This is a genomic window from Microbacterium sp. 8M, assembly GCF_902506375.1.
Classification (GTDB): domain Bacteria; phylum Actinomycetota; class Actinomycetes; order Actinomycetales; family Microbacteriaceae; genus Microbacterium.
The window spans coordinates 2,879,339-2,905,350 of record NZ_LR733284.1 but is presented as its reverse complement, the minus strand read 5'-3'; the positions used below and the strand labels follow the sequence as shown (position 1 = coordinate 2,905,350).

General features: G+C 72.4%; 23 protein-coding genes. 12 read left to right on the top strand and 11 right to left on the bottom strand.

Annotated features, from left to right (window positions below):
- The first annotated feature begins 95 nt into the window (after positions 1 to 95).
- The 3 genes from dhaL (at position 96) to AERO9AM_RS13800 (ending at position 3,967) form a co-directional block, all read left to right on the top strand.
- Positions 96 to 734, top strand: coding sequence for a dihydroxyacetone kinase subunit DhaL (dhaL, locus tag AERO9AM_RS13810; protein ID WP_159576661.1), 639 nt, complete (start codon positions 96 to 98; stop codon positions 732 to 734).
- 62 nt (positions 735 to 796) lie between these two features.
- Positions 797 to 3,295: a phosphoenolpyruvate--protein phosphotransferase gene (gene ptsP, locus AERO9AM_RS13805; RefSeq protein WP_159576660.1), complete on the top strand. Its 2,499-nt coding sequence runs from the start codon at positions 797 to 799 to the stop codon at positions 3,293 to 3,295.
- Between the two features lie 21 nt (positions 3,296 to 3,316).
- Positions 3,317 to 3,967 carry a DUF6226 family protein gene (locus tag AERO9AM_RS13800; protein WP_159576659.1) on the top strand — a complete coding sequence of 217 codons (651 nt, stop codon included), beginning with the start codon at positions 3,317 to 3,319 and terminating at the stop codon, positions 3,965 to 3,967.
- 141 nt (positions 3,968 to 4,108) lie between these two features.
- Here the strand turns inward: AERO9AM_RS13800 and AERO9AM_RS13795 are convergent, their stop codons facing one another.
- On the bottom strand, positions 4,109 to 4,759 hold the full coding sequence (locus tag AERO9AM_RS13795; RefSeq protein ID WP_159576658.1) for an HAD-IA family hydrolase: 651 nt from the start codon (positions 4,757 to 4,759) through the stop codon (positions 4,109 to 4,111).
- Between the two features lie 34 nt (positions 4,760 to 4,793).
- Between AERO9AM_RS13795 and AERO9AM_RS13790 the strand changes: the two genes are divergently transcribed.
- Positions 4,794 to 5,987, top strand: a complete 1,194-nt coding sequence (locus AERO9AM_RS13790; protein ID WP_236602624.1) for a DUF998 domain-containing protein — start codon at positions 4,794 to 4,796, stop codon at positions 5,985 to 5,987.
- A gap of 13 nt (positions 5,988 to 6,000) precedes the next feature.
- On the opposite strand, the gene AERO9AM_RS13785 is transcribed toward AERO9AM_RS13790, so the two are convergent.
- On the bottom strand, positions 6,001 to 6,300 hold the full coding sequence (locus AERO9AM_RS13785; RefSeq protein ID WP_159576657.1) for a hypothetical protein: 300 nt from the start codon (positions 6,298 to 6,300) through the stop codon (positions 6,001 to 6,003).
- 161 nt (positions 6,301 to 6,461) lie between these two features.
- On the opposite strand from AERO9AM_RS13785, the gene AERO9AM_RS13780 reads away from it, so the two are divergent.
- Together AERO9AM_RS13780 and AERO9AM_RS13775 are read left to right on the top strand one after the other, a co-directional pair.
- Positions 6,462 to 7,895, top strand: a complete 1,434-nt coding sequence (locus AERO9AM_RS13780; protein WP_159576656.1) for an aldehyde dehydrogenase family protein — start codon at positions 6,462 to 6,464, stop codon at positions 7,893 to 7,895.
- A gap of 4 nt (positions 7,896 to 7,899) precedes the next feature.
- Positions 7,900 to 9,405, top strand: a complete 1,506-nt coding sequence (locus tag AERO9AM_RS13775; RefSeq protein WP_159576655.1) for a GMC family oxidoreductase — start codon at positions 7,900 to 7,902, stop codon at positions 9,403 to 9,405.
- Between the two features lie 15 nt (positions 9,406 to 9,420).
- Here AERO9AM_RS13775 and AERO9AM_RS13770 read toward each other — a convergent pair whose 3' ends face one another.
- On the bottom strand, positions 9,421 to 10,116 hold the full coding sequence (locus AERO9AM_RS13770) for a winged helix-turn-helix transcriptional regulator (protein WP_159576654.1): 696 nt from the start codon (positions 10,114 to 10,116) through the stop codon (positions 9,421 to 9,423).
- Between the two features lie 92 nt (positions 10,117 to 10,208).
- Here AERO9AM_RS13770 and AERO9AM_RS13765 point away from each other — a divergent pair, with 92 nt between their 5' ends.
- Positions 10,209 to 11,687 (top strand): DHA2 family efflux MFS transporter permease subunit, encoded by a 1,479-nt coding sequence (locus AERO9AM_RS13765; protein ID WP_159576653.1) that lies wholly within the window; start codon positions 10,209 to 10,211, stop codon positions 11,685 to 11,687.
- A gap of 120 nt (positions 11,688 to 11,807) precedes the next feature.
- On the opposite strand, the gene AERO9AM_RS13760 is transcribed toward AERO9AM_RS13765, so the two are convergent.
- Genes AERO9AM_RS13760 through AERO9AM_RS13750 form a run of 3 tightly spaced genes read right to left on the bottom strand, consistent with a single transcriptional unit; the run spans position 11,808 to position 15,861 of the window.
- Positions 11,808 to 12,980, bottom strand: a complete 1,173-nt coding sequence (locus tag AERO9AM_RS13760) for an acyl-CoA dehydrogenase family protein (protein WP_159576652.1) — start codon at positions 12,978 to 12,980, stop codon at positions 11,808 to 11,810.
- A complete protein-coding gene (locus AERO9AM_RS13755; protein WP_159576651.1) occupies positions 12,977 to 14,296 on the bottom strand; it encodes a beta-ketoacyl-[acyl-carrier-protein] synthase family protein in 1,320 nt (439 codons plus the stop codon). The genes AERO9AM_RS13760 and AERO9AM_RS13755 overlap by 4 nt, the downstream gene beginning before the upstream one ends.
- Complete coding sequence (locus AERO9AM_RS13750; RefSeq protein ID WP_159576650.1) at positions 14,293 to 15,861, bottom strand: class I adenylate-forming enzyme family protein; 1,569 nt, start codon at positions 15,859 to 15,861, stop codon at positions 14,293 to 14,295. The genes AERO9AM_RS13755 and AERO9AM_RS13750 overlap by 4 nt, the downstream gene beginning before the upstream one ends.
- A gap of 141 nt (positions 15,862 to 16,002) precedes the next feature.
- Here AERO9AM_RS13750 and AERO9AM_RS13745 point away from each other — a divergent pair, with 141 nt between their 5' ends.
- The gene (locus AERO9AM_RS13745) at positions 16,003 to 16,335 is read left to right on the top strand and encodes a PadR family transcriptional regulator (RefSeq protein WP_159576649.1); all 333 of its coding nucleotides are present in this window, start codon (positions 16,003 to 16,005) and stop codon (positions 16,333 to 16,335) included.
- Positions 16,332 to 16,979, top strand: a complete 648-nt coding sequence (locus AERO9AM_RS13740; RefSeq protein WP_159576648.1) for a hypothetical protein — start codon at positions 16,332 to 16,334, stop codon at positions 16,977 to 16,979. Before AERO9AM_RS13745 ends, AERO9AM_RS13740 begins: the two co-directional genes overlap by 4 nt.
- 32 nt (positions 16,980 to 17,011) lie before the next feature.
- On the opposite strand, the gene AERO9AM_RS13735 is transcribed toward AERO9AM_RS13740, so the two are convergent.
- The 3 genes from AERO9AM_RS13735 to AERO9AM_RS13725 all read right to left on the bottom strand — a co-directional run bounded on the left by AERO9AM_RS13735 (position 17,012) and on the right by AERO9AM_RS13725 (position 21,033).
- Positions 17,012 to 18,661: an amidohydrolase gene (locus AERO9AM_RS13735; RefSeq protein WP_159576647.1), complete on the bottom strand. Its 1,650-nt coding sequence runs from the start codon at positions 18,659 to 18,661 to the stop codon at positions 17,012 to 17,014.
- A 1-nt stretch (position 18,662) separates the two neighbouring features.
- A complete protein-coding gene (locus AERO9AM_RS13730) occupies positions 18,663 to 19,505 on the bottom strand; it encodes a molybdenum cofactor biosynthesis F family protein (protein WP_159576646.1) in 843 nt (280 codons plus the stop codon).
- An 82-nt stretch (positions 19,506 to 19,587) separates the two neighbouring features.
- Positions 19,588 to 21,033 carry an APC family permease gene (locus AERO9AM_RS13725; RefSeq protein WP_159576645.1) on the bottom strand — a complete coding sequence of 482 codons (1,446 nt, stop codon included), beginning with the start codon at positions 21,031 to 21,033 and terminating at the stop codon, positions 19,588 to 19,590.
- Positions 21,034 to 21,240: 207 nt separating this feature from the next.
- On the opposite strand from AERO9AM_RS13725, the gene AERO9AM_RS13720 reads away from it, so the two are divergent.
- The 3 genes from AERO9AM_RS13720 to AERO9AM_RS13710 all read left to right on the top strand — a co-directional run bounded on the left by AERO9AM_RS13720 (position 21,241) and on the right by AERO9AM_RS13710 (position 23,459).
- A complete protein-coding gene (locus AERO9AM_RS13720; protein WP_236602623.1) occupies positions 21,241 to 22,041 on the top strand; it encodes an SDR family NAD(P)-dependent oxidoreductase in 801 nt (266 codons plus the stop codon).
- A gap of 65 nt (positions 22,042 to 22,106) precedes the next feature.
- Positions 22,107 to 22,913, top strand: coding sequence for an SDR family NAD(P)-dependent oxidoreductase (locus AERO9AM_RS13715; RefSeq protein WP_159576644.1), 807 nt, complete (start codon positions 22,107 to 22,109; stop codon positions 22,911 to 22,913).
- 36 nt (positions 22,914 to 22,949) lie between these two features.
- On the top strand, positions 22,950 to 23,459 hold the full coding sequence (locus AERO9AM_RS13710) for a DUF3465 domain-containing protein (RefSeq protein WP_201298645.1): 510 nt from the start codon (positions 22,950 to 22,952) through the stop codon (positions 23,457 to 23,459).
- A gap of 69 nt (positions 23,460 to 23,528) precedes the next feature.
- On the opposite strand, the gene AERO9AM_RS13705 is transcribed toward AERO9AM_RS13710, so the two are convergent.
- The gene (locus AERO9AM_RS13705) at positions 23,529 to 24,935 is read right to left on the bottom strand and encodes an HNH endonuclease (protein ID WP_159576643.1); all 1,407 of its coding nucleotides are present in this window, start codon (positions 24,933 to 24,935) and stop codon (positions 23,529 to 23,531) included.
- Positions 24,936 to 25,182: 247 nt separating this feature from the next.
- The gene (locus AERO9AM_RS13700; RefSeq protein ID WP_159576642.1) at positions 25,183 to 25,983 is read right to left on the bottom strand and encodes a potassium channel family protein; all 801 of its coding nucleotides are present in this window, start codon (positions 25,981 to 25,983) and stop codon (positions 25,183 to 25,185) included.
- Positions 25,984 to 26,012 lie beyond the last annotated feature (29 nt).

Sequence of the window (26,012 nt, the reverse complement as noted above, 5' to 3'; positions counted from 1 at the left end):
CAGTTCAGGTCGCGAAAACTGCGCCAAACGACAGGCGTTGGTGCACTTATCGCGACCTGAGCGGGTCATACCGAACCTCACAGGAGAGCATCTGCATGTCGAACACCATCCCGCTCACCGTCCTCGTCGACTGGCTCGGCCGCTTCCGCGACGCCGTCGTGGCGCAGCGCGACTGGCTCACCGAGCTCGACTCCGCGATCGGCGACGCCGACCACGGCGCCAACATGGCGCGCGGCATGACCGCGGCGGTCGAGAAGGTCGAGCAGACGGCACCCGCGACCGCTGACGAACTGTTCAAGACCGTGGGCATGACGCTCGTGTCGACGGTGGGCGGGGCGAGCGGGCCGCTGTACGGCACGTTCTTCCTGCGGCTCGGCGCGACGCTCGGTGCGGTGACCGATGTCGAGCCCGCCGCCCTCGCGGCGGGGCTCCGCGCGGGTCTGGAGGGCATCGTGGCGCGCGGCAAGGCCGAGGCCGGCGACAAGACGCTGTTCGACGCGGTCGCGCCGGCTCTCGACGCGATGGACGCGGCGCTGGCCGGCGGAGCATCCGCCGCCTCTGCTGCCGCGGATGCCGCCAAGGCGGCCGCCGCCGGACGCGACGCCACGATCGATCTCGTCGCGCGCAAGGGCCGGGCCAGCTACCTCGGGGAGCGCAGCGCCGGGCACATGGATCCGGGATCCGCGTCGGCGACCCTGCTGTTCGAGACGCTCGCGGCGGCCGTCGCCGGCTGACCCGCAGTCCCACCGCCGGACAGTACGGCGGACCCAAGACCGGACCGAGGAGGAGTGCGCTGATGGGGACCGTCGGGATCGTCGCCGTGTCGCACAGCCTGCGCCTGGCCGAGGCCGCGCAGGAGCTCGCCGCGCAGATGGTGCCGGGGGCGGCGGTGCCGATCGCGCTCGCCGCGGGCGCCGGCGTGGACGCCGAGGGTGCGCCGATCCTGGGTACGGACGCGACCCGGGTGGCCGAGGCCATCGACGAGCTGGCGGTCTCCTGCGATGGCGTGCTCGTGCTGATGGACCTCGGTTCCGCGGTGATGAGCGCCGAGTTCGCCCTCGAGCTGCGCGCGAGCGAGGTGCCGGTGCGGCTCGCATCCGCGCCGTTCGTGGAGGGGCTGCTCGCGGCTGCCGTGACGGCGGCGCAGGGGGCGCCGCTGGAACAGGTCGCCGCTGAGGCGGACAGCGCGCTGATCGCGAAGTCGGCGCAGCTGGAGGACGAGCCGCAGGCGCAGGCCGGGTCGGGGGGCCTCGGGCTCGACGCGGGCGCGCCGGAGACGAGCGCGCGCGAGGAGAGCGTGCCGGCGTCTGCGGTCTCGCGGCCGGAGGGCGCCGCCGTGCGCACCGTGGTGGTGCGCAACCCCGCAGGAGTGCACGCGCGGCCGGCCGCCCTGATCGCGCAGGCGGCCCAGGGTGCGCCGGTGACGCTGCGGCGGCTGCCCGAGGGGGAGGCGGTCCCGGCGGCGAGCATGATGCGCCTGCTCGCCTTCGGCGCGCGCGCCGGCGACCGGGTCGAGCTGGACGGGGATCCGGAAGCGGTCGCGCGCGTGGCCGCGCTGTTCGACGACGGCTTCGGCGAGATGGAGGGGGTGCCGGGTGCGGACGCGGGCGCTCCGTCGGCGGCGCCCGTGCACTCGGAACGGTCTCTGACACCCGGCGCGACGCTCACCGGTCTCGGGGTGAGCCCCGGGGTCGCCGTGGCCCCGGTCGCGCAGCTCGGGGCCGCGATCGCCGCGCCGCCCGACGCCGACCGGCTGCCGGGCGACCGCCGTGAGGCGGAGGCCGCGCGCATCGCGTCGGCCGCCGCCGAGGTCGCCGCAGCGCTGCGCGCGGACGCGGCGCGCGCCGACGGCGAGGCGGTGCAGATCCTCGAGGCCACCGCGCTGCTGGCCGAGGATCCGGAGCTCGCCTCGGGGGCCGCCGCGCGGGTGCGCGCCGAGGGCGTGCCGGCCGACCGCGCCGTGTGGGACGAGGCCGAGGCTCAGGCGCAGATGCTGCGCGGGCTCGGCGGCCGCATGGCGGAGCGCGTCGCGGACGTGCACAGCGTGCGCGACCGCATCGTGGCACGGCTGACCGGGCGCGAGGTGCCGGGGATCCCGGATCGTGCGGATCCGTTCGTGCTCGTCGCGCGCGACCTCGCCCCGGCGGAGACCGCGGCGCTCGGGCGCAGCCGGTGCGTCGCGCTGGTCACCGAGGAGGGCGGCCCCACCTCGCACACCGCGATCCTCGCGCGCGCCCTCGGACTCCCCGCCGTGGTGGGCGCTGCCGGGGCGACCGGCATCCGGGCGGGGACGGTCGTGCTCGTGGATGGCGAGGCGGGCGTCGTCCAGCTCGACCCGCCGGAGCAGCGGCGCGCGGCCGCATCCGAGGCGGTGCCCGCGTTCGACGGTGCGGGGGCGCTCGCCGACGGCACGCCCGTGCCGCTGCTCGCCAATGTCGGCGGCGCCGCAGAGGCGCGCGCCGCGGCGGAGGCGCATGCGCAGGGCATCGGCCTGTTCCGCACGGAGTTCTGCTTCCTCGACCGCGCGGCCGAGCCCACCGTCTCCGAGCAGACGGACGCCTACCGGGGCGTGCTGGCCCCGTTCTCCGGACGGAAGGTCGTGGTGCGCACGCTCGACGCCGGATCCGACAAGCCCCTCCCGTTCGCGACGGCGGTGGACGAGGAGAACCCCGCCCTCGGCGTGCGCGGGCTCAGGGTCGCGCGGGCGCACCCCGCCCTGCTCGCCCATCAGCTCGCGGCGATCGCCGCCGCCGCGGCACAGGAGCGCGCCGACGTCGAGGTGATGGCGCCGATGGTGGCCACGGTCGACGAGGCGCGCGACTTCGTGGCGGCGTGCCGGTCGGCCGGGATCACGCGGGCCGGGATCATGATCGAGACCCCCGCCGCCGCCCTGCTCGCCGCGGAACTGCTCGATGTCGTCGACTTCGTGAGCCTCGGCACCAACGACCTCACCCAGTACACGATGGCGGCCGACCGGCTGTCGGCGCCGCTCGGCGCGCTCAACGATCCGTGGCAGCCGGCGGTGCTGCGTCTGATCGGCACCGTCGGCGCCGCCGGGCGCACCCTGGGCAAGCCGGTGGGCGTGTGCGGTGAGGCCGGAGGCGATCCGGCGATCGCGCCCGTGCTCGTCGGCCTCGGCGTCACCAGCCTGTCGATGACGGCGCGATCGCTTCCCCGCGTGGCGGCGCGGCTGCGCGCGGTGACCGCGGAGGACTGCCGCCGCGCGGCTGCGGCGGCGCTCGGCGCTGCGACCGCTGCCGAGGGCCGCGCCGCCGTGGCGGCTGCGCTGGGCTGAGGGCTGCGGCAGGATCGAGGCATGAGCGCATATGTGCGGCCGGCGATCGACGCACGCGTGTTCCGCGATGCGGACGGACGGGTGATCCCGTACGGCCGTCGCTGGGCCGGATCCCCGCCGGAGGAGGCGTACTCGGCCGTGTCGCACCCGGACCGGTATCTCCCACTGCACACCGTCGCGGATGCCCTGATCGGCCACCTGCGAGCGACCTACGACGTCGAACTCGACGAAGGCCCGGAGGTTGCCGACGATCTGCTCCGCCCGCACCCGGAGGTTCAGCGCGCGGTGCGCGTGCGGCCCGCCGATGCCGCCTCCGCGGCGCTGACGTTCGTCTTCACGACCTTCCCCGGCGTCATCGTGCACGCCGGGCTGCTGCACGACTTCGCATACCCCGTGTGCGGGTGCGACGCGTGCGACTCCCCGTGGGAGTACGAGGTGGACCAACTGGAGCGCACGGTTCTCGCCGTCGTCTCCGGAGACTATGTCGAGAGCGTGACCAGCCGGTCCGAGGTGGGATTCCGGCTCGTCTACCCGAACGGCTCGACCACCGGGCAGACGCGCGCCGAGGATCTTCCCGCGGGTCGTCTGACCGCCGCCCTTCCGATCCTCCGCGATCTTCCGGACGGCTGGGCGCCGTGGCCGCTGCGGGCGGATCCCGGATCCGGATCCTGAGGCGCGAGACTGTGGATCCAGCATGAGACTGCACGTCTGCCGTGGTGTCTCATGCTGAAAATGGAGTCTCGCGGTGTGGCGCGCGCTGCGCGTTGGGGCGTGCGTGGCGCGGGCGCTGCGCGTTGGCTCGCGCCGCTGGCGTCAGCCGACCGTGAGCAGGAACCCGTCGCCGTCGGGGGAGATGGTGACGTGCGTCAGATCGGGGACGACGGCGTCCGGCGAGTGGGCCGCGGATCCGACGCCCACGCCGATCACCCGCATCCCCGCAGCCTGGGCGGCCTGGATCCCGGCCTCGGAATCCTCGAAGGCGACGCAGTCCGCCGGGTCCACGCCCAGGCGCCGGGCGCCGAGCAGGAAGCCCTCCGGATCCGGCTTCGAGGCGGTCACGAACTCCGCCGTGACCGGACCGTCGGGCACGGCGAGGCCGGCCGCGCCCATGCGGGCACGCATGAGCCGGTCGTCGGCCGAGGTCACGATCGCGTGCGGGAACGGTGCGAGTGCCGCCAGGAACGCCGCGGCGCCCGCCACCTCCACGACGCCGTCGACGTCGTCGCTCTCGCGGGCGAGCATCTCCCGGTTCTCCGCGAGGTTCTCCTCGTGCGGGCGGTCGGGAAGCATGATCGCCATGCTCTGGTGGCCCTGGCGGCCGTGCACCACGCTCAGCACGAACTCGGGGTCGAGTCCGTGCGGCTCCGCCCAGGCCAGCCACAGCCGCTCCACGACGGCGGTCGAGTCGACGAGGGTGCCGTCCATGTCGAGCAGGGCGGCGCGGGCGCGGAACGTCTGGGTCATCATGCCAGGGTATCCGCGCCCCTAGGGTGGAGACGTGACACAGGAGCGGGGAACGATGCGCGCCGAGTGGGACCGGCTGACCGGGCGGCTGCGCGCCGCCCGCGCGATCGCGACGCTGCGTCAGATCCGCGAGAGCGACGCGCTGCTGACCGGCGTGGTCGCGTTCGTGCTGGGGTTCCTCGCGGCCCTCGTGATCTTCTGGAACCGCACCCTCGCGATCACCGGCCCGTGGTCGGTCGGCGATGTGGCCGCGTACGGTGGAGCCGTGGTCGCCGTGCTGAGCTTCCTCGCGGGGCGCATAGGCTTGCGCCTCGAGCGCGTCGAGGCACCCGGGACGCGGCGCGATCGCGCAGGCGACGACGGCTTCGCGACGCCGGGCCAGCGCCTGCGCTGGTACGAGCTGACGGCGATCGCGCTCGCGCACGGCGCCGTCGCTCTGCTCGCCCTGCTCGGGCTGGCCACGCTTCTCGAGGCGGCCTTCCGGGACGCCCCGGTGTTCCCTTTCCCGGGGGCCGTGCTCGTCGGCGTCGCACTGGCCCTCACCGCGTACGTCTGCTACCTGAGCGCGATGGCGCTGAGCCCCACCACGGTATCGCTGATCCTGGCGGTCTACCTCGTGATCGGGGCGCTCACCGCGATGCTCGAGGCGACGGATCCGCACTGGTGGCGCACCAACCTCTCCGCCCTGGGCATGTCGACCAACGCCTCCTCGCCCGCGTTCAACGGCACTCTCATCGTCGCCGGGGTCATGGTGACCACGATCGCCCGCTACGCGACGGCGGCGCTGCCCGTTCCCGAGCCCCGGGACGACCGCGGTCGCACGATCGTGCGGGTCGGACTCGTCCTGATCGGGATCCTGCTCGCGTGCGTCGGGGTCTTCCCGGTGGACCGCTTCTTCCTGCTGCACAACACCGTCGCGACCGGGATGGCGGTGTGCTTCGCGGTGGTGGTGGTCGGGCTGCCGTGGTTCCTCCGGGGGATCTCGCGGGTCTTCGTCGTGCTGGGCTGGGTGTACGTGCTGGTGATCGCGCTGCTCGGGGTGTTCTTCGCGACCGGCTACTACAACCTCACCGCGGTCGAGCTCATCGCCGCCGTGCTGATCTTCAGCTGGATCATCGTGTTCCTGCGCACGGCCGCAGCCGATCACGGAGCGGGAGACGCGGACCGCGCGGCCCGCACGGAGGCCGCGGAGCGCGCGGGCAGCGCGGAGGCCGCGGCGCACACCTGAGCAACGTCGGTGCTCAGCCGGCGGCTGAACGCTGCGCGTCGAGCACCGCGGCGAGTCGCTCCACCTCGGTCTTGCCGGCCTCGTCGACGGTCAGCGACATGATCGACGACATCGCCAGCAGGACCTCGAACTCGCGGGGATCGCGGGGCTTGCCGAATAGCGAGGTGCGCTCCTTGATCCGCACCTCCCGGTACGTCGACACGGGATTGCGGGCGGTCTCGAGCTTGCCGTGATGCTTGAACTTCGCCACGGTCGCCCCGTCGAAGACGATCGACTCGCCGTCCGCGCCGGTGACCTCGATGCTGCTCGTCATGCGCAGAGTCTAGGGCGGAGGGCCCTGCGCCCGGAATGCGGGAACGGATCCGGATCCTTCGCGGGGGGACGAGCGCCGTGCACGGAAGGACAAGCCGCGGCACCGGGCCCTGCCGAGAATGGGTTGACGCATCGTCGTCCGCACACTCGAAGGAGAGACCGATGACCGACCTGTCCGCCGCGTCCGCGCTGCTCGACCGCGTCCAGGCCCCCCAGGGGTCGGGGCGGGAGATCCCCGACGCCGCCACGCGCGAGATCATCGGCCGAGCCCCGGTGCAGACCGTCGCCGACCTCGACGGCGCGATCGCGCGCGCCAAGGCCGCTCAGCCGGGCTGGGAGGCCCTCGGGCACGCGAAGCGGAGCGAACTGCTGCTGGCCGCGGCCGACGCGATCGATGCGAACGCCGAGGCGCTGGCCGTGCTGCTCTCCCGTGAGCAGGGCAAGCCGCTGAACGGCCCGAACGCGCGCTTCGAGCTGGGTGCGTGTTCGGCGTGGCTGCGCACGAACGCGACCACGGTGCTGGAGCCCGAGGTGCTCGTGGACGACGAGAACCTGCACGCCGAGCTCGTCTACAAGCCGGCGGGCGTGGTCGGCGCGATCGGGCCGTGGAACTGGCCGCTCATGATCACGATCTGGCAGATCGGGCCGTCGCTGCGGATGGGTAACACCGTGGTCGCCAAGCCCAGCGAGTACACGCCGCTGAGCGTGCTCGCGCTCCTCGCCGTGATGAACGACGTGCTGCCGGCCGACGTGCTGATCGGCATCTCCGGCGACCGCGAGGTGGGCGCGCGGCTCGCCTCGCACCCGGACATCGACAAGATCATGTTCACCGGATCCACCGCGACCGGGCGGAAGATCATCGAGAGCTCGGCCGGCAACCTGGCCCGCCTCACGCTCGAGCTCGGCGGGAACGACGCCGGCATCGTGCTGCCGGGAACGGATCCGGCCGCGATCGCCGAGGACCTGTTCTGGGGCGCCTTCATCAACACCGGTCAGACGTGCGCGGCCATGAAGCGCCTCTACGTGCACGACTCCCTGTACGACCAGGTCGTCGACGCCCTGGCCGGCATCGCCGCCAACGTGCCGATCGGCAACGGCCTCGACGAGGGCAACGTGCTGGGACCCCTGCAGAACAAGCAGCAGTTCGACATCGTCACGCGCCTCGTCGAGGACGCGAAGGCGCGCGGTGCCCGCATCGTCACCGGCGGCGAGCCGGCTCCGGAGCTGGGCGAGCTGTTCTACCGTCCGACGATCGTCGCCGACATCCCCAACGACGCCGCGCTCGTGCAGGAGGAGCAGTTCGGCCCCGCGCTGCCGATCATCCGCTACTCCGACGTGGACGAGGCGTTCGAGCTCGCCAACGGGGTCGACGTGGGCCTCGGCGCCTCGGTGTGGTCGAGCGATCCCGAGGCCGCGCGCGAGGCGGCGACCCGGATGCAGTCCGGCACCGTGTGGATCAACTCGCACGGGGGCCTGCACCCGATGGTGCCCTTCGGCGGCGTGAAGAGCTCGGGCTACGGCCTCGAGTTCGGCGTCGCCGGCCTCAAGTCGGTGGCCGTGCCGCAGGTCGTCTCCGGGCCCGGCCGGAAGGGCTGAACCGATGGCCCGCTCCGCCATCGTGGTCGGCGCCGGCACCTCGGGCAGCATCGTCACCCGGCGTCTCGTGGACGCCGGGTGGGATGTGACGCTCGTCGAGGCCGGCGGCTACGACACGAATCCCGCGATCCACGATCCGTCCCGCGCCGGCGAGCTGTGGCACGCCGTCGAGGACTGGGACTACGCCACAGTGCCCCAGGAGCACGCGGCCGGACGCCGCCTGCATCTGCCGCGCGGCAAGGTGACCGGCGGCTCCCACGCGCTCAACGCGATGATCTGGGTGCGCTGCGCAGCGAGCGACTTCGACGGCTGGGAGGCCGCGGGAGCGACCGGCTGGGGCTGGGCCGAGGTCGAGCCCGTGTACCAGGCCATCGAGAACGACCTGCTCCCCGTCACCGGCGACTACCCGCTCGTGCCGATCCAGCAGGCGATCGTCGATGCGGCGGTCGAGGAGGGGCTCGCCTTCAACCCCGACTACAACGGGGGCAGCCTCGACGGCGTCTCGCAGGAGCAGGTCACGATGCGGGACGGCCGCCGCGTGAACACCTGGATGGCGTACGTGCGCCCGGTCGAGCACGCCCCGAACCTGCGCATCGTCACCGGTGCCGAGGTGCATTCGGTGATCGTCGAGGACGGCGCGGCCGTGGGCGTGCGTCTTGCCTCGGTCCCTGAGCTGGACGAAGGATCTGAGCTGCGTGCGGACGAGGTGATCCTCGCGGCGGGTGCTCTGGGCAGTCCCGCGATCCTGCTGCGCAGCGGCATCGGCCCCCGTGCCGACCTGGAGGCGCTGGACATCGACGTGGTCCAGGACGCGCCGGACGTCGGCGCGAACCTGCACGATCATCTGCTCTCGCCCGTGATCTTCACGACCTCCCAGCCGGTCGGCCCGCCGCAGCCGGGCGTCTCGGTGACGCAGACGCATCTGTTCTGGCGTTCGCGCGACGACCTCGCCCAGCCCGACACCCAGCCGATCCACTTCTCCGTGCCGATGTGGGGCGAGCTCGAACCCCGCCCCGGCGTGCACGGCCCCGGCGACGGGTTCTCGCTGATGGCCGGCCTCGTCACGCCGTACAGCCGGGGGACGCTGCGGCTGTCCGGCCCGGACATCGCGGATCCGCTGCTCATCGACCTCGCCGCCCTCGAGGACGAGCGCGATCTCGCGGCGCTCGCCGCCTCCGTGCGCCAGGCGCGACGGATCGGCGCCCAGCCGGCCCTCGCGGACGCGTGGGGCGCCGTCGAGGCGTACCCGGGACCGGAGGTCTCGGACGCCGGCGTCGAGGACTGGGTGCGCCGCACCGCGATCACGTACCACCATCAGGTCGGCACCTGCCGGATGGGATCGGATCCGGACGCGGTCGTGGATCCGCGGCTGCGCGTGAACGGCGTCGCCGGTCTGCGCGTGATCGACGCATCGGTGATGCCCACCATCACCACCGGCAACACGAATGCACCCGCCGCCGTGATCGGCGAGCGGGGAGCGCGGTTCGCCCTCGAGGACGCGAGCGCTTGAGGTCTCGCCGGGCGCTCAGCCGCTGACGGCGGCGGGGGCGCCCGGTTCGGGCAGGTGCGCGCTGTAGGGAACGCGCATCGTCTCGGCGAACCGGTCGAACAGGGCGGGGTCGCCCTGGATCTGCACGGCTCCCGAGGCGAGCGCGTCCTGCGGCGTCAGCGTGCCGGCGAGCAGGTCGCGGATCCCCGGACCCGCCATGATCTCGAGATCCGCATCCTCGGCGAGGCCGGGGTCGGCGGTGATCCTGCCGCCCTGCATCACGACGTGCGTCTCCACGTCGCCGACGCGCACGTTGTAGGTGGTGTCCCAATCGGCGGGCACGACGCCGTCGCCCGCGGCCACGCGGAGGGCGGCCGTGATGGATGAGGTGGTCACGATCTCGCCCTCGCGGGGCTCGCGCATCCCGCCAGCGCCCCAGAGCCCCAGTGCGTCCAGCGCCGGCCGCAGCTCCTCGCCGCGCGGAGTGAGGGCGTAGACGACCGAGCGCTCGGTCCCGTGGGGAGCGGTGCGGGTGACGACGCCCGCTTCCTCGAGCTCCTTCAGCCGGGTCGCCAGGGTGTTCGTCGGGATGCCGGGAAGTCCTGCGACCAGATCCGAGTAACGGCGTGGCCCCACCGTGAGGTCGCGCAGGATCAGCAGCGTCCAGCGCTGCCCGACGATCTCCGCCGCGCGCGCGAGGCCGCAGAACTGGCCGTAGTGCTGATTCGTCATGGATCTCAGATTACCACTTGACTTCAGTATTTGCAGTGTGCTTTATTTTTTGCAGTAACCCGGATCCGGGATCGCACCAGAAGGAGAAGGACATGACCGCCACCATCGCACCGGCAGAGGCCGAGGCCTCGTCGGCACCTGCCGTCGAGGCGCGCAACCGCACCGCGCTGCGGCTGCTCCTCGCCGCCGTCTTCGTCGTGTTCCTGAACGAGACGATGATGGCCGTCGCCCTGCCGCGCATCCAGGAGTCCCTGCACATCGACGCGACGCGCGGGCAGTGGCTCACCACGGCGTTCGCGCTGACCATGGCCGTGGTCATCCCGACGACGGGCTGGCTGATGCAGCGGCTGCGCACCCGCGCGGTGTTCACCGTCGCCATGTCGAGCTTCGTCGTGGGAACGGTCGTCGCCGCGCTGTCCCCGGTGTTCGAGATCCTCGTCGCCGGCCGCGTCATCCAGGCCGTGGGCACGGCCGTGATGATGCCGCTCATGATGACGACCGTGATGACGGTGGTCCCTGCCGCGGAGCGCGGCCGGGTGATGGGGCGCGTGTCGATCGTGATGTCCGTGGCTCCCGCCGTGGGGCCGATCGTCTCGGGCGCCCTGATCCAGGTGCTGCCGTGGCAGGGGCTGTTCTGGGTGATGCTGCCCATCGCGCTCACGATGCTCGCGATTGGGATCCGCCGGGTGCCCAATGTCTCCGAGACCCGGCCGGTGCCGCTGGACGTGCTCTCGGTCGTGCTCGCCGCGGTCGCGTTCTCGGCGCTGGTGTTCGGCCTGAGCCAGATCGGCGCGGCGGCCGTCGGGCAGGCGTCCGTGCAGCCGTGGATCCCGGTCGTGGTCGGCCTCGCGACCCTCGGTCTGTTCGGGTGGCGGCAGCTCGTGCTACAGCGCACCGACGCGGCGCTGCTCGACCTGCGCACGTTCCTCTCGCGCGACTTCGCGATCGCAGTCGCCATGATGACCGCGGGGATGGTGTCGCTGTTCGGCGCCTTCATCGTGCTGCCGCAGTTCGCGCGCTACACGCTCGGGCTCGACCCGCTCTGGGTGGGCGCGATCCTGCTCCCCGGCGGGCTGCTGATGGGACTCGCCGGCCCCACGGTCGGGCGCCTGTACGACCGCTTCGGACCGCGCCCGCTCGTCATCCCCGGGTCGCTCGGTCTCGCCGCCTCGCTGTGGACCCTCGCGCTCGGCCTCGGCGAGCACTCCTCCTGGGTCGTGCTCCTGGGCGCGCACATCGTGCTGATGCTGTCGCTCGCGTTCCTGTTCACGCCGGCGTTCAGCGCCTCGCTCGGATCCCTCGCCCCGAAGCTGTACTCCCACGGCAGCGCGACGATCGCCACCCTGCAGCAGGTGGCGGGCGCCGCCGGCACCGCGATCTTCATCGCCCTCTACGCCACCGGGGTGGCGGCGACCGGATCGAACCCCGAGCTGCCCTCGCCCGCCGCCGCGGCGAACGGATCGCACCTGGCGTTCCTCGCCGGAGCCGTGCTGTCGTTCGCGGTGGTCGCGCTCGCACTCTGCGTGCGCCGGCCCGCGGCCGCTGCCGCGTCGAGCACGGACGCCGCGTGAACCCTCGACGCCCCCGCTGAACATCCGGGCCCCCTCGCAATCACGTCGCTGCGAGGGGGCCCGGACGCTGCGAGGGGGCCTCGGTGGAAGCCGGGCTCGGCGGGAGCAGCGGGCGGGGCGTCAGTCGTCGAGGAGTGCCGCGGCGTACATCGGGCGCGCGGCGTCGGCGCTCGGCGGGTGGAACAGCCCCGCCGTCGCGTCGCGGTAGAGCCGGCTCAGCTCATGTCCGTTGTCGAAGCCGGCGCCGCCGGTGCACATGAGCGCCGTCTCGGCGGCACGGCGCGCGGCCGTCGACGCGTTCAGTCGGGCGCTCACGAGCAGCAGCGGCCAGCGGGCGCCGTGGTCGGCGAGCTCGTCGAAGTCGCGGCAGTACGCCTCCAGCTGTGCCGGCACCGCCAGGTACTCGAGGTGGGCGTCGGCGAGGCGGGTGCGCGACTCGGGCACCTCGGCGTAGGACGTGCCGGACTTGGCCGAGCGGCGCTTCTTCAGACCGGCGGCGCCGAGCTCGAGCGCGCGGCGGGCGACTCCGGCGTAGACGGATCCGATGAGCAGCTGGAAGTTGCTGGTGATCGCGAACGTGAGCAGATCCGGCACACGCCCGACCGGGATCCGGCGGTTCACCCGCTCGGGCGCCATCCGCACGTCGGCGAGGATCGTGGCGCGGCTCTGCGATGCGCGCATCCCCATCACATCCCACTGGTCGGAGACGGTGATGCCGTCGGCGTCCCTCGCCACGAACCCGTAGACCAGCATCGGGTTCTCCGGATCCGTGTCGTCGCGGCCGTGCGTGATCAGGCGCGTCCAGACGGGGGAGAGGGAGGTGAAGATCTTGACCCCGGTGAGCAGGTAGCCGCCGTCCGGCTGCGGGGTCGCGGTCGTGGTCGAGTCCTGCATCACCCAGTCGTTCGAGGGCTCGCTGATGCCGAACGCGAAGATCTCGCCGGCCATGGCCTCGGCGAACACGTGGTCGAGCGAGTGGTCGTCGCGATCGGCCAGGGCCTTCGCGACGCCCGTGCACATCAGGTGCATGTTCACCGCGAGCGCGGTGGCAGGCGCCGCGGTCGCGAGGCGCTGCTGCAGATGCGAGACCTCGTCCAGGCTCAGCCCTGGGCCGCCGTGCCGCTCCGGCACGAACAGCAGCAGGTAGCCGCGGTCGGCGAGCTCTTTCAGGTCCTCGTCGAAGAAGCGGTTCTCGCGGTCGTACACGGCGGCGCGTTCGCGGAACCGCTCCAGGAGCTCGTCCGGGAGGTAGCGCTCGGCGAGTTCGGCGTGGCGGGTGAGACGGTCGGTCATCGTGCCTCCAGGGTGCGTGCGAAGATGAGGGCGCCGTTGTGGCCGCCGAAGCCGAACGACGGCGAGAGCACACGGCGGATCGGGCCGACGTCCCGCGCTGCGCCGCGGACGATGTCCCAGTCGCCGAACTCGGGATCGTCGAGGTTGATCGTCGGCGGGAGGACGCCGGTCCGCAGGGCGCGGACCGCGAGGACCGCCTCGACCGCGCCCGAGGCGCCCAGCAGGTGTCCGGTGCTGGACTTCGTCGCGGTGATCGGGATGCGCCGGGCACGATCTCCGAACACGGCGGTGTAGGCGGCGAGCTCGGCGGCGTCGCCCGCCGGTGTGCCGGTGCCGTGCGCATTGATGTGGTCGATCGCGTCGGGATCGTCGGGATCCAGCCCCGCATCGGCCAGGGCGGCCGCGACCGCCTCTGCGGCGCCACGGCCTGCCGGATGCGGCGCGGTCGGGTGGTGCGCGTCGCTGGATTCGCCGAATCCGGCCAGCACGGCGAGGGTCTCGGCGCCGCGCTCCCGGGCGGCGTTCTCGGCCTCGAGCAGCAGGGCGGCGGCGCCCTGCGCCATGACGAAGCCGCGGCGCCCGCGGTCGAAGGGCCGGCTCGCGGCGGTCGGATCAGCCTCGTACCCGCTCGCGAGGGCGCGCAGGTTGGCGTTCGAGGCGAGGTTGACCGGGTTCAGGCAGTCCTCCACGCCCACCACGAGCACCGCATCGGCGTACCCGTGCCGGATGCGGCGCAGCGCCTCGCCGAGTGCGATCGCGCTGGATGCGCAGGTCGCGGTCACACCGTGCGCGGTGCCGCGCGCCCCGTAGCGCTCGCTGAGCAGCGCGGCCGCTGCGTCGGGGGCGCCGTGCACGACGAGGCTCAGCGGCACGGCGCGGGGTCCGCGTGCGTCGAGCGCACGGGTTGCGGCCTGCATCTGGTCGATCGGTCCGGATCCGGTCGCGGTGAGGATCGCGGTGCGGGCCGCGTCCCAGGGCAGCCCGGCGCCGTCGCGGACCTGCGCCGGGTCGACCCCGGCGTGCGCGAGGGCCTGATCGGCGGCGGCGACGGCCCAGAGCTGCGAAGGGCTGAGGCGGCGGACGAGCGGCGGGTCGACGAGACCCGTGGCGTCGAAGCCGCGGACGCGTCCGCCGATCCGTACCGCCAGGCCGGCGAACTCCGGACCGTCCAGCGTGGTGACGGCGCTGCGCCCTGTCGTGACGGCATCCCAGAGTGCGGCGACGTCGAGCCCGCTCGGGGTGACCGCGCCGAGTCCGGTCACGACGACGCGGCGGCCCGCGCCGGGTCGCGACGTGAATGCGGATCCGCCGGTCACAGCCGGATCCCCTCGCCGCGCGCGATGAGTTCGGCCGTCGCCGGTCGCCGGATCTTGCCGCCCGCGGTGCGCGGCAGCCGGTCGAGCAGGTACCACCGCCGCGGCACGAACTGCGGAGCGAGCCGGGCGCGCGCCCACGCCTGCAGCTCTGCCTTGGCGGGACTCGGTCCCTGAGCTTGTCGAAGGGCCCGACCCGGTCCGGTCGCTTCGACGGGCTCAGCGCTCGCGCCTTCGAGGACGAGCGCCACCACGCTGCCGAGGCGCGGATCCGGCAGTGCCACCGCGCAGACGGCGCCCACCCCGGGCATCCCGTCGAAGGCGCGCTCGACCTCGGGCAGCGAGACCTTGTGGCCGCCGGTCGCGACGATGTCGCCGGCGCGTCCGGCCAGCTGCAGTCGCCCGCCGACCATCCGCCCCACGTCGTGCACCGTGGCCCAGCCGTCGGGAGCTCGCAGCACGGCGTCGGTCGTCGCGGCCAGGTAGCCGTCCGAGCACGCCGCCGCGAGGATCCAGAGCGTGCCGAGCTCGCCGTCGGCGACGCGGCGGCCGGCGTCGTCGCGGATCTCGGCGCCGATCCCGTCGTAGACGTCGAGGAGCGTGCCGTCACCGCCGCGGCTGTCGCCGATGAACCCGATCTCCGCGGCGCCGTAATAGCTGATCAGTCGCACCTGCGGCAGCACCGCGGCGAGCCCGTCGCGCAGTGCGGCGGGCAGGTTGGCGCCGCCGGTGACCACGAGATCCAGGCGCGCGAAGGAGTCCGGATCCCGCCGGGCCGCGTCGATGAGCACCTGCACCACGGCGGGCACGGCGACGATGCGGGTGATGCCCTCGGCGGCGACGCGCCGCGCCAGCCGGCCCGGGTCGAAGACGTCGGCGAGGTGCGCGCCGCCGCCGGTGGCGAGGCACTCGATGAGGGCGTACAGGGTGAGGCTGTACGACAGCGGGCCCGGCGCGAGGGTGTCGACTCCGGGGAGCGGCTCGAGGTGCGCGCGGGAGACCGCGACGTTCGCGCGGTACTGCCGGCGGGTCTTGAGGAACGCCTTCGGGTCGCTGGTGGTGCCCGAGGAGAAGAGCAGCAGGAACGCCTCGTCGTCGTCGCGCACCGCGGGCGGATCCGCGGGCTCGGCTGCGGCTTCACGGGCGCGGAACTCGTCGAGCGTCAGGACGGTGCCGGTCCAGCCCGCCGCGGCGAGCGCGTCGGCGAGCGCGGCGTCGTCGCTGATCACGAGGCCGATCCCGGCGGCGACCGCGACATGGACTCGGTGGGCGAGCGGCCACTGCGGATCGATCGTGGCGGACACCGCGCGGTACCCGGCGAGGCCGGCGACGATCCGGGCGGCGTGGAACGCGCTCCCGACGCTGACCGCGGTGATCGGGATGCCGGCGGTCTCCGGGGCGGGCGCCGGGGGAGCGGTCTGCGCGCGATGCGCGGCGTCGACGACGGCGAACACGCGGCGCGAGTCCTCGACGAGCTCGGCGTAGCTGAGGGCGCCGTCGTCTCCGATGATGGCGGGCCGATCCGGATGCCGCGCCGCGGTCTCCAGCACCGTCCCCGTGATCGGCATCCCGCACCCTTCCCGTGGCGCCGGCGCGCCGGATCCAGTCTAGGACCGGCGCTTCCACGCGCGTCCGAGCGTGTCATCACTCGGATCCCGTTGCCGTGCGTCTTCTTGCTCCCTCTTGCGATGCAAGATAGCTTGTCAGGCATGACACCGGACGTCGGGGCGCAGATGCGCAAGGGAGTCGTCGAGTACTGCGTGCTCGGCCTCCTCGCGCGCGGGCCGATGTACGGGTGGGAGCTCGCCGAACGTCTGTCGGCCGAGGGACTGATCGCGAGCATCGGCACCCTTTATCCGTTGCTGTCGCGGCTGCGCCAGAGCGGCTGGGTGCACACGTTCGAACAGCCGTCGGCATCGGGGCCCGTTCGTCGCTATTACGAGCTGACCGCGAGCGGACAGACGCAGCTCGAACGGTTCCGCGCGTCGTGGGCGCCGTTCGCGCGCAGCGTCGCCGCCCTGACCGCAGAGGGGGAAGCATGATCGATCTCGAAGCGCAGCGACTGCGCGACGACTATCTGGCGCGGCTCGACGCCGCCATCGCGGATCTGCCGTGGCGGATCGCGAACGACTTGCGCACGGGCATCATTGAGGAGCTCGACGGGCTCGACGTCGACGGGGTCCGCGAGCGCATCGCGCGGCTCGGGGATCCCGAGCTGGTCGCCGCGGCGGCACGCGACGAGACGGACCCGTCGTCATCCGCCCCTGTGCTCATGGTGGCGCCGAGCGCACCGCCGATTCCGCTGATCAAGCCGCCCATGGTGGACACCAAGTGGTTCGCCGTCGCCGGCGCGATCGTGCTCGGAGTCGGCACATTCCTGGTGCCGATCGGCGGGTGGGTCGTGGGCGTGGCTCTCGTGACGTCGAGCCGGTTCTGGCGTCGCTGGGAGAAGGCGGTGGCGATCCTCCTGCCGGTGCCGGTCTGTCTCCTCATCGCGCTGATCTCGTTCCTCGGCATGCTGTGGCAGGGTCCGGAACCAGGCGCGGGACCGGGTGCGTCGAACCCGCTCCTCCCCTCGGGGAACGCGCTCTGGCATACGGCGATCCTGCTCGCGTTCTTCACGATCCCGGTCGGCGCCGCGTGGCTGCTCTGGCGCCTGCGCGCGCGGGAGACGCCGCTGCGCTGACGCGACCCGCCGCACGACGCTGCCGCAGAACGTCACTCCGCGGTGTGCACCTCGCGTCCGGCGAACCAGGTCGAGAGCACCCGCGCGTCGATGATCGCGTCCGCAGGTCCCGCGATCGCATCGCGGTCGAGGACCACGAAGTCGGCCGACTTGCCGATCTCCAGGGAGCCGGTCTCGGATCCGAGCCCCATCGCGACGGCAGAGTTGCGCGTGAAGACCTGCAGCGCCTCCTCGGCCGTGATCGCCTGCTCCGGCCACAGCATGCCGGGCGCGCGGCGCAGCGGATCGGCGCGGGTGACGAGCCCCTGGATGCCCTCGAGCGGGTTCGGCGACTCGCTCACCGGCCAGTCGGATCCACCGGCGACGAGTGCACCGGCGTCGATCAGGGAGCGGTTCGGCTGCGAGTGCTCGGCGCGCTCGCCGAGCACCTCGGCCAGCATGGTCGGGATCACACCCGGGAACCAGATGAACGGGGAGATGTCGGCGACCACGCCGAGCTCGGCCAGGCGCGGGATGTCCTCGTCGGCGAGGAACTGCCCGTGCGCGATCTGGATCGGGGTGGTGACGCCCTCGGCACGGAGCTTCTCGGCGACGTCGAGCACGAGCCGGGCGGATCCGTCGCCGGTGCAGTGCACCTTGGCGCCGAGGCCGCGGGCGGCGACGGCGCTCATCCAGCCGTGCAGCTCGTCGAAGGTCATGGTCGTCTCGCCGTGGAAGTGCGCACCGTGCGCGGCGTCGGGCACGTACGGCTCGAGGAACGACGCGGTGCGGGCCGGAGGCACGCCGTCGAGGAAGATCTTCACGAAGTCGGGCCGGTGGTGCGCGGTGCGGAACTCGTCGCCGCGCTCGATCAGCGGGGATCCGATGGGGTCGAAGCCGAAGATCTCGTCGTTGACGAGCAGGGAGGAGACCACCCAGGCGTGGAGCTCGCCGTCGCGGTCGAGCGCGGCGAGCGCGCCCAGGATGTCGGTGGAGACCCCCGCATCCTGGAACGCGGTGATGCCGTAGGAGTTCGCCAGCTGCACGCCGCGGGCGGAGGCGGCGCGGTGCTGCGCGGCGGTGAGGCCGCCTGAGCGGTCGTACGCCTCCTGCACCGGGATCCCGGCGGCCTCGAGCAGCACCCCGGTGGGCGTGCCGTCCTCCGGATCCAGGATCGTGACGCCGCCGGAGGGGAGCGAGCCGACGCCGATCCCGGCGAGCTCGAGGGCGCGCGTATTCGCCCAGCGGTTGTGGCGCGAGTCCTCCATGAGCATCACCGGCCGGCCGCCGGACGCCTCGTCGAGGCGCAGCCGGGAGGCGGTGTTCGCGAGCGTGTGCAGCATCGTGCTCGCGATCGCGCCGCCTGTGATCCAGGCGTCCTCAGGCAGGGCCTCGGCGTGCGCGCGCACCCGGTCGAGGATCTCCTCCAGAGTGAGCGAGGTCGGCAGCGACAGCTCGAACAGATCGGTCCGCCCGGCCAGGGCGTGGTGGTTGTGCACGTCCACGAACCCGGGGTAGACGGCGGCCCCGCCGAGCTCGAGCACACGCGTGTCCGGACCGCGCAGCGCGTCGACCTCGGCGCGTGCGCCGATCGCGACGATGCGGCCGTCACGCACGGCGAACGCCTTCGCCAGGGGCTGCGCGGGGTCGAGCGTGCGGATGACGTCGGCGACGACGATGAGCTCAGCGGGGACGGCGGTCATGTCAGGCCCCGGCTCCGAAGCTCGCGGGCTCGAGCTCGGGCGTGTGGTGCGTCACGGAGATGAGGCGACCCCAGGCGCCGAACGTGAAGTGCGTCGGGATCTCACCGGTCTCGTCGAGGCCGAACAGCACACCGTGCGAGCGGATCTTGTCGATGTCGCGGTGGTCGGCGACCGTGATCGACGCGCACGGGATGACCTTCTCGCGCCACGCGAACAGGTAGATGCCGGGGCGGATCTCCCACACGCTGTTCTCGTCGGTGTCGGCGAGACCGCGCTCGGGGCCGGCGAGGCACTGCCACGTGTACCAGCGCTCGGAGAGGTAGACGTGCTCGTACGCGTGCACCGGGCTGTACACCCATTCGACGCGGCGGCCGATGAGCGCGGTGGTCGGGTGCGGCTCGACGCCCGTGGCCTCGATGCCGTCGATCGTCGCGGTGCCGAAGCGATGCTGCACCCGGGTGCGGCCCTGCTCGGGCGCCGGCAGGATCTCGCTGATGACCGCGAGCACGCGGCCGGCGGCCAGGTCGATCACGAGGGACACCGCCTCGTTGGGCAGGTAGCGGTGGTGGAACTGCACGTAGAACAGGTCGTCGTCGACCTCGATCGCCTCGTACGCATCGGTGTCGCTGGCGGGCGCGGTCTCATCGCCTTCACCGGGCGTGTACGTCCAGGTCACCTCATCGTCCCCGAACACGTGCGCGATGCGGGTGCCGTTCGGTGCGGTGAGGTTGATCTCGCGCCCGGAGAGCGCGGTGGTGTGCGGCTCCTTGTTCGCGTCGAAGCCGGGGGCCAGGCCGTCCAGCGGCAGCCACGTCGAGGTGTCGGCGGGGTTCATGGTCGTCATGATGCTCCTTGATGGGGTGGTTGGTCTCGGAACCGGCCCTTCGCTCCCGCGCGAGAGCCGGTCGTCGTTCAGGGGGCCTGGATCAGCCGGCGCTGATCCGCTCCAGATCGGTGGCGAGTCCGTCGTAGACCGCGGACTTGGCGCGCTTGAGATAGGCCGCGTAGCCGATGCCGCCGATCAGGGCGAGCACCAGCAGCAGCGGCATCAGCCGGATGGCGAGGGCGTCGGATCCGGCGACGATGTCGAAGTTCACGATCGCCAGGATCGAGATCGCCGTGATGCCGAGGAAGCCGAGGCCGGGTGCGACGAACGTGCTCCACCAGCGGCCGTCCCGCTGCCGCCGGAACGCGACGACGATCGACAGAGCCGCCAGGCCCTGCAGGATGAGCACGCTGAGGGTGCCGAAGCCGAGCATCGCCGGCACGACGGTGAGGATCGGATCCGCTCCCGCGAAGAAGAAGATCAGCGCGACGATCGCGGCGAAGCCGGCCTGCACGATGCCGGCGACCGCGGGGGATCCGCTCTCCCGGGTGCGGGCGAGCACGCTCGGCAGCACCCGGGCGCGGCCGAGGGCGTACAGGTAGCGGCTGGCGGAGTTGTGGAAGGCGAGCATGGCCGCGAACAGACTGACCAGCAGCAGGATCATCATGACCGTGGTCAGCGGCCCGCCCAGGTAGCGCTGCGCGAGGGAGAAGATCAGGTCGCCGTTCGCGAGGTGGTCGAGCCCGACCTTCTGCGCGTCGGGCACGCCGATCGCGCTGACGACGGCCCAGGCGGTGACTCCGAGGATGACGGCGATCGCGATGATCGCCGTGTAGGTGGCGCGCGGGACCGTGCGCAGCGGATCCTTCGCCTCCTCTCCGAACAGGGCCGTGGCCTCGAAACCGAGGAAGCCGGTCGCTGCGAGCAGCATGCCGATCGGGAGGGACCCGGAGAACACCCACTCGGGGCTGAAGGCGGCGAAGTCGTAGCCCTTCTGCACGAGCACCGAGATGTCGAACACCACGAGCATCGTGGTCTCCAGCACCAGGCAGACGCCGAGCACCTTCGAGGAGAAGTCCACGCCGATCCGGGCGAGCACGAAGCAGACCGCGATCGAGAGGAGGCCCCAGACGATCCAGCTCAGGTCGAAGCCGGTGAGGTCCTTGATGATCGTCTGCATGAAGAAGCCGCTGGTGCCGATCGTGCCCACGACGAAGAAGTTGTAGCCCAGCGTCGCGATGAGACCCGCGACGAGGCCGCCGGTGCGACCGAGGCCGCGCACGACGAACGCGTAGAAGCCACCGGCGTTGACGAGCTGCTTGGACATCTGCGCATAGCCGACGGCGAAAAGCAGCAGGATCACGGCGACGAGGAAGAAGGACATCGGCGCGCCGCCGCCGTTGCCGAGGGCGATCGCGAGCGATGCGACCACGACGATGCCGGTCAGCGGTGCCACGGCGGCGAGCACCAGGAAGACGATGCCGGCGACGCCCAGGGCGCCTTGCCGCAGCGCGGTGTGAGTCTGTTGGTCGGGCAGTGCGGTCACGTCGGCTCCTTCGCTCGATGACGGCGCGTTCTTCCGGGGGTGGCTTCGCGATGCGGACGCAGGGGGGCGTGTGGAAGACGGGCGATGTCGGACTCTGCCGAGTCTGCCCGTTCGCGAACGGGACGGCTTGCCCGTGAGCGAAGGACGATGGTGCCACGGTGCACAGCCCGTCGCGCTCCTCGCACGCCGCAGGAACGGCGGAGCAGGATGACGGAGCAGGGACGGTCCATCCGGCCGCCCGGTCTCACGGAGGGAGCGGCGATGGAGCTGCGGCTGTCGGGCAGGACCGCCCTGATCACCGGCGCCGGGGGCGGCATCGGCCGTGCCGTCGCACAGGCCCTCACCGCCGAGGGCGTGCGCGTCGCGCTGCTGGATCGCGACGCCGAGGCGCTCCGAGCCACGGCTGCGCTGTGCGCCGGGTCTCTTCCGCTCGTCGCGGACGTCACGCACGAGGACGCGGTCGCCGACGCGGTCGCGCACGCCGTCGCGGAGCTGGGCGCGCTGCACACCGTCATCTGCTGCGCGGGGATCTCCGGTCCGGTCGGATCCGGGATCGAGGCGACGTCCCTCGCCGAGTGGCAGGCGGTGTTCGCCGTGAACGTGACCAGCGCGTTCCTCGTGCTGCGGGCCGCTCTTCCGGCGCTGCGCGACGCCCCGGCCGCCTCGGTCGTGCTCGTCGCCAGCGACTCCGCGGTCGTCGCGTCGCCGGGCATGGCGCCGTACTGCGCCTCGAAGGCCGCGCTCGTGCAGTTCGGCCGCGCGCTCAGCGTGGATCTCGCCGGCGACGATGTGCGCGTCACCACGGTGTCGCCGTCCGTCGTCGACACGCCCATGAGCCGCGGGGACCTCGGTGATGCCGCGTTCGCCGCGCCGGAATTCCCGGTGCAGACGGCCGAAGAGGTCGCGGCCCACGTCGTCTATCTCGCCTCGCCGCGCGCCAGGGCGATCAACGGATCCGGGATCCTCAGCGACTTCGGCTACTCGGCGCGATCGGGATTCCCGGCCTGATTCTCCGGTCCCTGAGCCTGCCGAAGGGACCGCCCCACACCCTGCACGATCCCCAAGGAGACCCCATGACCAGCAACGGATCCACCGGACGCGTCGTCGTCATCACCGGCGGAGGCACCGGCATCGGCGCCGCGATCGCCGCACGCTACGCCGCCGAGGGCGCGCACGTGGTGGTCGTCGGCCGACGCGAGGCGCCGCTGCGCGAGGTCGAGCGCGCGGTGGGCGCCCACCCGGTCGTCGCCGACGCCGCCTCGACGGAGGATGCGAAGCGGGCCGTCGCCGAGGTGCTGTCGACGTTCGGGCGGATCGACGTGCTCGTCGCCAACGCGGGCGGGCACGGCTTCGCCCCAGTGGGGGAGACCGACGACGCCGGGTGGGAGAGCGCGATCCGCGCCAACCTCACCACGGCGTTCGTGATGGCGCGTGAGACGCTGCCGGCCCTCATCGAGGCGAAGGGCCAGATCGTGGTGATCTCCTCGCTGGCCGGGCTCTTCGCGGGCCCGTCCGTCGCCGGCTACACCGTGGGCAAGCATGCGCTCATCGGACTCACGCGCACCCTGGCGCGCGACTACGGCAAGCACGGCGTGCGCGTGAACGCGGTGTGCCCGGGATGGGTGCAGACGCCCATGGCCGACGAGGAGATGGACGAGTTCGCGGCGCACGCGGGGCTGACCTCGCGCGAGGAGGCGTACGCCACGGTCACGGCGGACGTGCCGCTGCACCGTCCCGCCCAGCCCACGGAGATCGCGTCGGTGGTGCGCTTCCTCGGCTCGAACGAGTCGTCGTACATGACCGGATCCGTGCTGGTCGTCGACGGCGGCGCCCACATCGTCGACCTGCCCACGACCGCGTTCGAGCACGCCGGCATGTGACGGGCGGGCCGACTCCGGTGATCTAGGCTGGGCGCCGTGACGCGGAGGACGAAGTGGGCGACGGTCGTCGTGGTGATCGCGCTCATCGCGCTCGGGGTGCTCGCGGGCGGTCAGGGCTGGATCGCCGGTGCGCCCGCAGGCACGGCCGTCGCGCCGACGCCGGCGGCCGTGGCCTCGCCCAGCGCTGCGGAGGTGAAGGCCACCGCTTCCGATGCCGCCGACCCGGTCCGCGCGCTGTTCGAGAAGCACCGCAGCGGCGTGGAGGTGCAGGGGACCGGTGTCGTCACGCGGATCCTCCCCGACGACGATGACGGGTCGCGGCACCAGAAGTTCATCCTCAGAACGCCCGGCGGCGTGTCGATCCTCATCGCGCACAACATCGATCTCGCTCCGCGTCTCGACGGCCTGGCGGTCGGGGACCGCGTGGACTTCCTCGGCGACTACGAGTGGAGCGACAGGGGCGGCACGGTGCACTGGACGCACCACGACCCCTCGGGCCAGCACCAGGACGGCTGGCTCTCCTGGGGCGGGCGCCGGTACGCCTGAGGATCCGAAGCGGATCGCGGTGCACGGATCCGTCGAGATCGCGCTCCGATTCCGCGGTCTGATCCGCGGTCAGAACGGTGCCGATTCGTCGTGGGGTGGCGGGTCTGGTTCGTGGATGGTGAAGGTGACGGGTGGGGGTGGTTTGTCGATGTAGCTGGATCCGGTGGGGCTGGTCCATTCCAGGATCCCGGCGCCGAGTTGTTTCACTTTCCACGCGGTGTGGTGTTTCAGGACGTGGTGGCGTCGGCAGAGCCCGCCGAGGTTTCCTTCTTCGGTGGGGCCGCCGTGGGCGGCGTCCACTGTGTGGTCGAGGTCTTGGGTTCGGGGTGGGAGTCCGCAGGTGAGGAATCGGCATCGTGAGTCTCTTGCGTGGAGGAGCCGGCGGAGGTCGGCGTTGGGGCGGTAGTGGTCGACGGCGAGGATCGCCGCGGTGACCGGGTGGGTGAGTACCCGTTCCCATGCGGTGGCGCCGCCGGCGAGGATCCGGGCGGTGTCGGTGTCGATGGGCTGCCCGCCGGCGAGCTCGGCCGGCTGTTCCGCGCGGACACCGAATGCCGTGCCGGGGTTAGTTCCGGTGTCGGGTGCCATGGCCGTGAACGCCGGGACGGTGACTTCCACCCGCGCCTGGACCGCGGACAGCAGGCCGGCTGCGGTGTCGTGTCCGGACGGGGTGCCGGTGAGGAGGGTGTCGGCGCAGAGGTCGGCCCGGAGCTGCTCGAGGGTGCGGTCATCGGCAGGGTCGCCGATGCCGTCTGCATCCGGGGCGATTCCCGAGGCCGCTTCTTTCATGGCCTTCGCGTTCGCGGTCTTCACCAGGTGGGCTTGTTGGGTGAGTCGGTCGAAGATCCCGTCGATCACCGCCGCGGAGTGGATGAGCCCGAGCTGTTTCTGCCCGTCGGGGAGTTCTTCCCGCCACACGGTCCGCTTCTCCTGCGCGGTGCGGTGCCGCTCCGTCAACGACCGTGGGGCCAACCGTTCCGCGATGCGTTCCACGATCCGCTTCGCCCGATGCGGCGTCTCACCCTCGCACGCGGCGACCGCGGCGTGTTCGAACTCGGCCCGCACCTCGTCGTCGAGGCGCGCCGCGGTGTCTTGGATCAGGCGGACGTGGGCGGTGTTGATCCGCGCGTCGCTGAATGCCTGCATGGTGGTCGGGTACCGGGTCATCAACTCCGCCGCCCGTGCCATCCGGCCTTGCACCACCCGGTCGGACATGTGCAGCACCGCGGCCAGTTCTGCCGCGACGCTGCGTGCGGCCAGGTCCACCGCTTCACCCTGCGTGGATGAAGCCCCGGACGCGGTGGCGAGGTGTTCGGCGAGGCGTTGGGCGACGGCGAGGTGCGCGTCCCGCACCGCCTGCAACCGGATGATCGACGCTTCCGTCGCCGCCACCCCGGATGTCACCATGGCCAGCACAGCGACCGGATTCACCGGGTCCACCCCGGGATCCGGAACCGCGCCGACCGTGTTCGTCATACCCCCTATTCAACTCGGGGCCACCGACATTCCCGGGCCGGAAAGGGCCTGATCGGATCGGGAAAAGATCACAACCAGGTCACAAGATCCGGCAGCGGATTCCGGGGGTGTGCGCGGCGCCCTTCGTCTCGCCTTCGGCTCGCTCAGGGACCGGAGGGTCGAGTTCCGGACCCTTCGACAAGCTCAGGGACCGACGACCGAGGATCCGGGCCCCTCGACAAGCTCAGGGACCGGAGGCATGCCCCGCTCACGGGCCGGTGCGCGCAGAGCCCGACTCACCGGAGCCTGTCGTGCCTTCGAGCCGTGGCTCGGCGCGGGCGTCCGAAGCGGCGCGCTCGGCGGTGGCGTCTCGCGCGGTCAGCGCGGCCCGCATCTCGGCGAGCTCGGCGCGGAGGGCGTCGACATGCGCGACCGTCGCGGCTTGGCGGCTGGTACTCTCGGCCGACACCTGCTCGACGATCCAGGAGGCGAAGGTCGCGGTGATGACACCGAGCAGGGCGATGCCGCTGAGCATGAGCCCCACGGCGATCGCCCGTCCTTCCGGTGTGGTCGGCGTGATGTCGCCGTAGCCGACGGTGGTGATCGTGGTGAACGCCCACCACACCGCGTCGCCGAACGTCCTGATCGAGCCCCCGCCGATGCGCTCCGCGTCGAGCTCGGCGAGGGCCGCCACATACACGACCAGCAGGGTCGCGCCGATCACGTAGATGAGGATCTGACCGCGCACCGCTCGTCCGGCGGTGCGCTGCAGCACCGAGAGGAGCGTCACGACGCGCAGCACCCGGAGCGGGCGGAGCATGGGCAGCACGACTGTCGCGAGGTTGAACAGGTGCGTCAGGAACCAGTGCCCGCGCCGCGGCGCGAGCACCAGACTGACGATGTAGTCGATGAGGAACGCGCCCCATGACACCCACAGCAGCCCCTCGAGCAGCACTCCTGCCTCGCCCTTGGGGTCCACGATCGCCTGAACCGAGTAGGCGGCCAGGAACAGCAGGGACGCGACGACGAGCGGCCACTCGGCGATCCGCCGCCAGCGCTCCAACGTCATGCGCGCATCGTACGCCCGCGCAGGTGTCA

Bases quoted from the DNA above. Each gene is read 5' to 3' on its own strand.
- dhaL (WP_159576661.1), top strand. From the start codon at position 96: ATGTCGAACACCATCCCGCTCACCGTCCTCGTCGACTGGCTCGGCCGC.
- ptsP (WP_159576660.1), top strand. From the start codon at position 797: ATGGGGACCGTCGGGATCGTCGCCGTGTCGCACAGCCTGCGCCTGGCC.
- AERO9AM_RS13800 (WP_159576659.1), top strand. From the start codon at position 3,317: ATGAGCGCATATGTGCGGCCGGCGATCGACGCACGCGTGTTCCGCGAT.
- AERO9AM_RS13795 (WP_159576658.1), bottom strand. From the start codon at position 4,759: ATGACCCAGACGTTCCGCGCCCGCGCCGCCCTGCTCGACATGGACGGC.
- AERO9AM_RS13785 (WP_159576657.1), bottom strand. From the start codon at position 6,300: ATGACGAGCAGCATCGAGGTCACCGGCGCGGACGGCGAGTCGATCGTC.
- AERO9AM_RS13780 (WP_159576656.1), top strand. From the start codon at position 6,462: ATGACCGACCTGTCCGCCGCGTCCGCGCTGCTCGACCGCGTCCAGGCC.
- AERO9AM_RS13775 (WP_159576655.1), top strand. From the start codon at position 7,900: ATGGCCCGCTCCGCCATCGTGGTCGGCGCCGGCACCTCGGGCAGCATC.
- AERO9AM_RS13770 (WP_159576654.1), bottom strand. From the start codon at position 10,116: ATGACGAATCAGCACTACGGCCAGTTCTGCGGCCTCGCGCGCGCGGCG.
- AERO9AM_RS13765 (WP_159576653.1), top strand. From the start codon at position 10,209: ATGACCGCCACCATCGCACCGGCAGAGGCCGAGGCCTCGTCGGCACCT.
- AERO9AM_RS13760 (WP_159576652.1), bottom strand. From the start codon at position 12,980: ATGACCGACCGTCTCACCCGCCACGCCGAACTCGCCGAGCGCTACCTC.
- AERO9AM_RS13750 (WP_159576650.1), bottom strand. From the start codon at position 15,861: ATGCCGATCACGGGGACGGTGCTGGAGACCGCGGCGCGGCATCCGGAT.
- AERO9AM_RS13745 (WP_159576649.1), top strand. From the start codon at position 16,003: ATGACACCGGACGTCGGGGCGCAGATGCGCAAGGGAGTCGTCGAGTAC.
- AERO9AM_RS13740 (WP_159576648.1), top strand. From the start codon at position 16,332: ATGATCGATCTCGAAGCGCAGCGACTGCGCGACGACTATCTGGCGCGG.
- AERO9AM_RS13735 (WP_159576647.1), bottom strand. From the start codon at position 18,661: ATGACCGCCGTCCCCGCTGAGCTCATCGTCGTCGCCGACGTCATCCGC.
- AERO9AM_RS13730 (WP_159576646.1), bottom strand. From the start codon at position 19,505: ATGACGACCATGAACCCCGCCGACACCTCGACGTGGCTGCCGCTGGAC.
- AERO9AM_RS13720 (WP_236602623.1), top strand. From the start codon at position 21,241: ATGACGGAGCAGGGACGGTCCATCCGGCCGCCCGGTCTCACGGAGGGA.
- AERO9AM_RS13715 (WP_159576644.1), top strand. From the start codon at position 22,107: ATGACCAGCAACGGATCCACCGGACGCGTCGTCGTCATCACCGGCGGA.
- AERO9AM_RS13705 (WP_159576643.1), bottom strand. From the start codon at position 24,935: ATGACGAACACGGTCGGCGCGGTTCCGGATCCCGGGGTGGACCCGGTG.
- AERO9AM_RS13700 (WP_159576642.1), bottom strand. From the start codon at position 25,983: ATGACGTTGGAGCGCTGGCGGCGGATCGCCGAGTGGCCGCTCGTCGTC.